General features: G+C 62.8%; 6 protein-coding genes. 5 read left to right on the top strand and 1 reads right to left on the bottom strand.

The window, feature by feature from the left end; translation table 11 throughout:
• From AACZ55_RS03990 to purH, 3 genes are all read left to right on the top strand, one after another.
• The coding region (locus tag AACZ55_RS03990) for an RsmB/NOP family class I SAM-dependent RNA methyltransferase (protein WP_339643334.1) at positions 1-753 on the top strand (753 nt) is incomplete at its 5' end.
• A complete protein-coding gene (locus tag AACZ55_RS03985) occupies positions 740-2,392 on the top strand; it encodes a heparinase II/III family protein (protein ID WP_339643331.1) in 1,653 nt (550 codons plus the stop codon). The genes AACZ55_RS03990 and AACZ55_RS03985, both read left to right, overlap by 14 nt.
• An 85-nt stretch (positions 2,393-2,477) precedes the next feature.
• Entirely contained in the window at positions 2,478-4,070 is a 1,593-nt protein-coding gene (gene purH, locus AACZ55_RS03980) for a bifunctional phosphoribosylaminoimidazolecarboxamide formyltransferase/IMP cyclohydrolase (protein WP_339643328.1), read from the top strand.
• 220 nt (positions 4,071-4,290) lie between these two features.
• Here purH and deoD read toward each other — a convergent pair whose 3' ends face one another.
• Entirely contained in the window at positions 4,291-5,001 is a 711-nt protein-coding gene (deoD, locus tag AACZ55_RS03975; RefSeq protein WP_339643324.1) for a purine-nucleoside phosphorylase, read from the bottom strand.
• A gap of 177 nt (positions 5,002-5,178) precedes the next feature.
• Between deoD and leuD the strand changes: the two genes are divergently transcribed.
• Both leuD and leuB read left to right on the top strand, forming a co-directional pair.
• Entirely contained in the window at positions 5,179-5,784 is a 606-nt protein-coding gene (leuD, locus tag AACZ55_RS03970; protein WP_339643321.1) for a 3-isopropylmalate dehydratase small subunit, read from the top strand.
• Between the two features lie 49 nt (positions 5,785-5,833).
• Positions 5,834-6,931, top strand: coding sequence for a 3-isopropylmalate dehydrogenase (gene leuB, locus AACZ55_RS03965; RefSeq protein WP_339643318.1), 1,098 nt, complete (start codon positions 5,834-5,836; stop codon positions 6,929-6,931).
• The last annotated feature ends 62 nt before the right edge of the window (positions 6,932-6,993 follow it).

Here is a 6,993-nt window from a genome sequence, read left to right as displayed (position 1 = left end):
GAGGGAAAATGGTGGGTGCAGGATGTTTCCGCCGCTTTGCCCGCCCGGCTTTTGAAGGCTGGCGCCGGCGAAGCCATTCTCGATCTCTGCGCCGCGCCGGGCGGCAAGACCGCTCAATTGGCCTCCGCAGGGGCCAGGGTTACCGCGCTCGATATTTCGGCCGACCGCATGGCGCGCGTCCGGGCCAATCTCGACCGCCTCGAGCTGAACGCGGAGATCGTTGTCGCCGACGCTCTCGATTACGCGCCGGGGCCGGTTTTCGATGCCGTATTGCTCGATGCTCCCTGTTCGGCCACGGGCACGTTCCGCCGTCACCCCGAGGTGCTGTTGCACCGCAACGCCCAGGGCATTGCCGAGCGCGTGGCTTTGCAGCGCAAAATGCTGGCCCACGCCACCGCGCTTCTCAAGCCGGGCGGGCGGCTCATCTATTGCGTGTGCTCGCTCGAGCCCGGCGAGGGTGAAGATCAACTGGCCTGGGTGCAATCGAGCTTGCCCGAACTTGAGCCGTCTGCGATCGCTACCAGCGAACTTGACGGCTGGGATACGCCCCTTACGCCCCAGGGCGCTGTGCGGCTCACGCCGGCCATGGCGCTGCCCAACGGGTTGCCGGCGCACTCGATGGCTTTTTCATCGCCCGCTTCATCAGAAAGCCGGTCTGAAATGGCGGCAAAGTGCGGCTCGAGCCCTGTGGTTAACGCAAAGTTGATGGTACAATCTGGCCCGGGAGTAGGGTTCGGGTATGGGCGTGTTTGAAGTTTTGCGTTTCGGTCTCAAGCGCGGCGGCATGGGTATTGCCGACCGGTGCGTGACCAATCCCCTGTTTTCCTGGACGTGGTCGGGAGCGGGCGAAATCCGTTTCGTTCCCCGCCTGGCCGAATTCCGGCCGGCCGACTCCCAGACCATTGTCGAGATGATGGAGGGCAAATATCTGCTCTCGGGCCGCATGGTGGAAACCGGCGGCACCTCGCCGTTTGCCGTCGAAAGCGATTTCGACGACTGGTTTGCCGATCTGCACGGCTTTGGCTGGCTGCGCCATTTTTCCGCTGTCACCGACCCCGGCCAGCGGGCCTTTGCCCGCACGCTGGTGCTCGACTGGATCGCCCGGTTCGGCGCGTTCGAGGCCGAGGCCTGGGATCTGTTCATCACGGCGCGGCGGGTGCTCAACTGGCTCAAATCGCTCTCGCTGCTGTTTGACGGCGCAACGCCAGATCAGTCCCGGGCGATCCTGCGCTCGCTTTCGATCCAGGTGCAATCGCTCAAGGTGCGCGCGCCGCTGGTTTACGGGCCGGTCACGCGGCTGATGGTGGAAATCGCGCTGGTCGGGGCTGCATTGAGCGAAAGCGAGGAGCCAAAGGATCTTGTCGCCCATGTGGACGGGCTTGGGGCTCTACTTGCAACCGTGCTTGGCGATGACGGGCTGGTGAAAAACCGCAATCCCTTCACCCAGATTCAGATCCTGTCCGAGATCATCCCGGTCAATCAGGCCCTCGGTCAGCGGCACGGCCACATGTCGGCTGCCATCGGGCTGCGGATCGAAGCCATGCACCGGGCGCTCGAAAAGCTGGTGCTGGGCACGCGCGAGCCGGTCTATGCCAATGGCTGCGGCCAGGTGCCGGTCGAGCTGGTCCTTGCCATCACCGCCCAATCGGGCGTGCGCAGTTCGGGCTCGAGCCTGTGCGGCGGCTATGGCATTCTTGTGGACGGTCCGGGCAAGCTGATTGCCGATTGCGGGCTGGTCCCGCCGCTTCCTTTCGCCCGCGATGCCCATGCGGGGGGCCTCAGTTTCGAATATGCGTCCGGTTCGACGCTGGTGGTGGGCAATTGCGGCCCGGCACCGGCCGGCTTGTCCGACAGCGGCAATCTGTTCCGCCACACATCCGCCCACAGCGCGCCGACCATCGACGACATGTCGAGCGCGCGGATCGGGGGCGGGTCGATGGCGGGCAACGCCCTGCGCCGGCGCGGCCCGGAGCCGCTGATGTCGCTTGACGAGGCCGAAAACACCCTGGAGTTGAAAACCGGCGCCTATCGTGACCGCTACGGGCTCGATATCGTCCGGCGCCTCACCCTGATGGGCGGCGGTCAGACGCTTGTGGGGCAGGACCGGTTCGTTGCGGCGGGGAACCGCTCCCGCCAGCAGGGCGCCTTCACCATCCGCTTCCATCTCGCCCCCGGCGTGGCGTTGGAGCGCTCGAGTGGGGAAGCGTTTTTCCGGCTCACCTATCGCAATGGCGAGGTCTGGGCGTTCCTGTGGGAAGGGGCCGAAGCCGATATCGACGACAGCGTGCGCCATTCGGCCTATTTCGGGCTCAACCGCACGCGACAGATTGTCCTGCACGGCCCGGCCCGCTCCGATACCGACATTGCCTGGGTTTTCACGCGGCAGAGCTAGTGCCGGGGCCTATTCCCGTTTGGGGAAAACCGTGATAGGCCCGCGCCCATCTTTCCCCTCTCAACAAAAAAGCGCAGGACTTCCCATGGCTCATGCTTGTGCAACCAAGGTCAAACGGGCGCTGCTCTCGGTCTCCGACAAGACCGGTATCATCGAATTTGCAACCTCGCTGGTGGCGCTCGGCGTTGAGATCGTTTCGACCGGCGGCACCCGCAAGGCGCTCGCCGAGGCAGGGCTGCCGGTGATCGACATTTCCGAGGTGACCGGATTTCCCGAAATCATGGACGGGCGGGTCAAGACGCTCCACCCCAAGGTGCATGGGGGTCTTCTGGGCATCCGCGGCAACGACGCGCACAAATCGGCCATGCGCATTCATGACATCTCGCCCATCGATCTTTTGGTCGTGAACCTTTATCCTTTCGCCCAGACCGTCGCCAAGGGCGGCGATTATGACGAAGTTATCGAAAACATCGACATCGGCGGCCCCGCCATGATCCGTGCGGCCGCCAAGAACCATGGCGATGTCACGGTCATCGTCGACCCCGACGACTACCGCGACGTGCTGGCTGCCCTCAAGGAGCGCGGTGAAGTCGCCTATGACGCGCGCCAGAAATATGCCGCCAAGGCCTATGCGCGCACCGCGGCATACGATGCGGGGGTTTCCAACTGGTTCGCCAGAACCCTCGATCTGCCCGATCTCACCTGGCGGTGCTTTTCGGGTAAATTGCGCGAAGTGATGCGCTATGGGGAAAACCCGCACCAATGGGCGGCGTTCTATGCCGATGGCTCCAACCGCCCCGGCGTTGCCACCGCCACCCAGATCCAGGGCAAGCAGCTCTCGTTCAACAACATCAACGATACCGACGCCGCGTTCGAGCTGGTCGCTGAATTCGATCCCGAGCACGCCGCCGCCGTCGCCATCATCAAGCACGCCAATCCGTGCGGTGTGGGGCAGGGCAGAACGCTTGTCGAAGCCTATCAGGCGGCGCTCAAATGCGATCCGGTCTCGGCCTTTGGCGGCATCGTGGCGCTCAACCGTCCGCTCGACGAGGCGGCCGCGATCGAGATCGTCAAACTCTTCACCGAAGTGATCATCGCCCCCGGCGCCACCGACGACGCCATCTCGATCATCGAATCCAAGAAAAACCTGCGCCTGCTGGTCACCGACAGCCTGCCCGATGCCAAGGCCGAAGGGCTCACCGTCCGCTCCGTCGCCGGGGGCCTTCTGGTTCAGACCCGCGACAACCAGAACGCTGACGATTGCGAACTCAAAATCGTCACCAAGCGCGCGCCGACCGAAGCCGAAATGGCCGATCTGCTGGTCGCGGCCAAGGTCGCCAAGCACGTCAAGTCCAACGCCATCGTCTATGTCAAGGACGGCGCCACGGTCGGGATCGGGGCCGGGCAGATGTCCCGCGTCGATTCGGCCCGCATCGCGCACAAGAAATCAAAGGATGCCGCCAAGGCCGCCAAGGAAAAGGGCGCCTTGACAGAAGGCTCGGTCGTTGCGTCCGATGCCTTCTTCCCCTTCGCCGACGGGCTCGAAGCGCTTGTCGAAGCGGGCGCCACCGCCGTCATCCAGCCGGGCGGTTCGGTGCGCGACGAAGAGGTCATCGCCGCCGCCGACAAGGCGGGTCTGGCCATGGTGTTCACCGGCATGCGCCATTTCAGGCACTGATCTTCTGTCTCACGGCGCGCACCGCTGCGGGCATGACGCGCTGAAACCGCGCTATGCCCTCCGCTGCGCCTGCGACGGCGCGGCGAACGATCGCCGGGGTCCTCGCTCTGCTCGTCCAGTATCACTCACGCTGCAGCGATGAACATGGGGCGCCCCATCTTAACCCTCGCCCCTGCGGGGAGAGGGTGCCCGGCAGGGCGGTGAGGGGGCTTTCCTTTGTCTAAACCCCCACCGCCACGTCCAGCGCAATCTCCACCATATCGCTCAGCGACGTCTGCCTTGCCTCTGCGTCGATCTCATCGCCGGTGATCAGGCAATCGGTCATCGTGCAGATGGTCAGCGCTTTCGCCCCGAACCGGGCGGCGAGCGTATAAAGCGTTGCCGCTTCCATCTCGACGCCCAGCACGCCATGCTCGATCAGCTTGCTGTAAGCCTCGAGCCCCGAGGGGTGATAGAAGATGTCGGAGGAGACGATCCCGCCCACATGCACTGTCTTGCCCTTGGCGCGCGCCGCGTCGTCAGCGGCCCGCAGCAGGGAAAAATCGGCGGCGGGGGCATAATTGTAGTTTCCGAACGCGCCCGTAACGATCGTTGAATCGGTGGCCGCCGAGGCCCCGATCACCACGTCGCGCACTTTCACCTTGGTGTTGAGCCCGCCGCATGTGCCCACGCGGATCATGGTCTTGACGCCATAGGTGTTCAAAAGCTCATGCACATAAATCGCTGTCGAAGGCTGGCCCATGCCGGTCGCCTGCACGGAAACGGGCTTGCCGTTCCAGGTGCCGGTAAAGCCCAGGCAATTGCGCACCGAATTGACGAGTTTTGCGTCTTCGAGAAACGTCTCGGCGATCCATTTGGCACGCAGCGGGTCGCCGGGCAGCAGCACCGCTTCGGCATAATCGCCGGGATTGGCATGATTGTGCGGCGTCATCTTTTATCCTTTGGTCAAAATCTGGCGCGCACCATACTTTGCGGCCTTGGCCCGTGCAATGGCCCGAGCCTGCTTGGCAAGCGCGCGCGATTGCATTAGAGACAGACAAGCCAAATCGTACCGCCGGGTACGGTTGCGCCTTGCGCGACAGACCGGCGCCCTGTGGGAGAAAAAGTCATGGACAAGTTCACGACATTGACGGGCGTTGCCGCGCCCATGCCGATCATCAATATCGACACCGACATGATTATTCCCAAACAATACCTCAAGACCATCAAGCGCACCGGTCTGGGCACCGCGCTGTTCGCCGAGATGCGCTATAATGAGGATGGCAGCGAAAAGGCAGATTTCGTTCTCAACAAGCCCGCCTACCGCGAGTCGAAAATCGTCATCGCCGGCGACAATTTCGGCTGTGGTTCGTCGCGTGAACACGCGCCGTGGGCGCTGCTCGATTTCGGCATTCGTTGCGTCATCTCCACAAGCTTTGCCGATATCTTCTACAACAACTGCTTCAAGAACGGCATCCTGCCCATCGTGGTTACCCCCCAACAGCTCGACCTGCTGCTCGACGATGCCGATCGCGGCTCGAACGCCACGCTGACCGTCGATCTGGAAAACCAGACGATCTCCGGCCCCGATGGCGGCACCATCACTTTCGATATCGACCCGGGCCGCAAGCACATCCTGCTCGAAGGGCTCGACGATATCGCCATGACGCTGAAAAGGGACGAGTCGATCTCGGGGTACGAAGGCAAGATGGCCGAAAACCGGCCCTGGGTTTAGGTCGCTTTCCTTCCTACTTTCCTATTCCTATTGCCTGACAAGGATCACCATGGCCTCCAACACCCTCTTCCTCCTCCCCGGCGACGGCATCGGCACCGAGATCATGGCCGAGGTCGAAAAGCTCATTGCCCATCTCAACGGGACCGGCGCGACCGATTTTTCATATGAGAGCGGCCTTGTCGGCGGTTGCGCCTATGATGCGCATGGGGTGGCGATTTCCGAGGCGGACATGGAAAAGGCGCTGGCTGCAGATGCGGTGATCTTTGGCGCTGTGGGCGGGCCGAAATGGGATGATGTGCCCTATGATGTGCGCCCCGAGGCGGGGCTTTTGCGCCTGCGCAAGGATCTGGGCCTGTTTGCCAATCTGCGTCCCGCCATCTGCTATTCGGCGCTGGCCGATGCCTCCTCGCTCAAGAAGGAACTGGTCGAAGGGCTCGATATCCTGATCGTGCGCGAATTGACCGGCGGGGTCTATTTCGGCGAGCCCAAGGAAATTACCGATCTGGGCAATGGCCAGAAGCGCGCCATCGATACCCAGGTTTATGAAAGCTACGAGATCGACCGCATCGCGCGCGTCGCTTTCGATCTGGCCATGACGCGTGGCAAGAAGGTGCATTCGGCCGACAAGAAGAACGTCATGAAATCGGGCGTCCTTTGGGACGAGGTGATCAAGCAGGCCGGCAAGGATTATCCGCAAATCGATCTGCACCATATCCTGGCCGACAATGCGGCGATGCAGCTTGTGCGCAATCCAAAACAGTTCGATGTGATGGTCACCGACAATTTGTTCGGCGACATCTTGTCGGACGCCGCCGCCATGCTGACCGGCTCGCTGGGCATGTTGCCCTCGGCTTCGCTGGGCGCACCCGACCCGGTAACCGGCAAGCGCAAGGCGCTTTACGAACCCGTCCATGGTTCGGCCCCCGATATCGCCGGGCAGGGCATCGCCAATCCCATCGCCATGTTTGCCTCGTTCGCCATGGCGCTGCGCTATTCGTTCGGCATGGTCGATCTGGCAGGCAAACTGGAAACGGCGATTTCCGACGTCCTTGAAGACGGTTTGCGCACCGGCGATATCATGCAGACCGGAGCCCGCAAGGTCACGACCGGCGAAATGGGCGACGCGATCATCGCGAAACTGGGCTAGCGCCAGCCGTTTACCACCGCGCTGTCATTCCGGCTCAAGGCCGGGATGACAGCGGTGCGAGA

It is taken from the genome of uncultured Pelagibacterium sp., assembly GCF_963972885.1.
Taxonomy (GTDB): Bacteria; Pseudomonadota; Alphaproteobacteria; order Rhizobiales; family Devosiaceae; genus Pelagibacterium; species Pelagibacterium nitratireducens.
This window is presented reverse-complemented; position numbering and strand designations above follow the sequence as displayed.

Bases quoted from the DNA above. Each gene is read 5' to 3' on its own strand.
- leuB (WP_339643318.1), top strand. From the start codon at position 5,834: ATGGCCTCCAACACCCTCTTCCTCCTCCCCGGCGACGGCATCGGCACC.
- deoD (WP_339643324.1), bottom strand. From the start codon at position 5,001: ATGACGCCGCACAATCATGCCAATCCCGGCGATTATGCCGAAGCGGTG.
- AACZ55_RS03985 (WP_339643331.1), top strand. From the start codon at position 740: ATGGGCGTGTTTGAAGTTTTGCGTTTCGGTCTCAAGCGCGGCGGCATG.
- leuD (WP_339643321.1), top strand. From the start codon at position 5,179: ATGGACAAGTTCACGACATTGACGGGCGTTGCCGCGCCCATGCCGATC.
- purH (WP_339643328.1), top strand. From the start codon at position 2,478: ATGGCTCATGCTTGTGCAACCAAGGTCAAACGGGCGCTGCTCTCGGTC.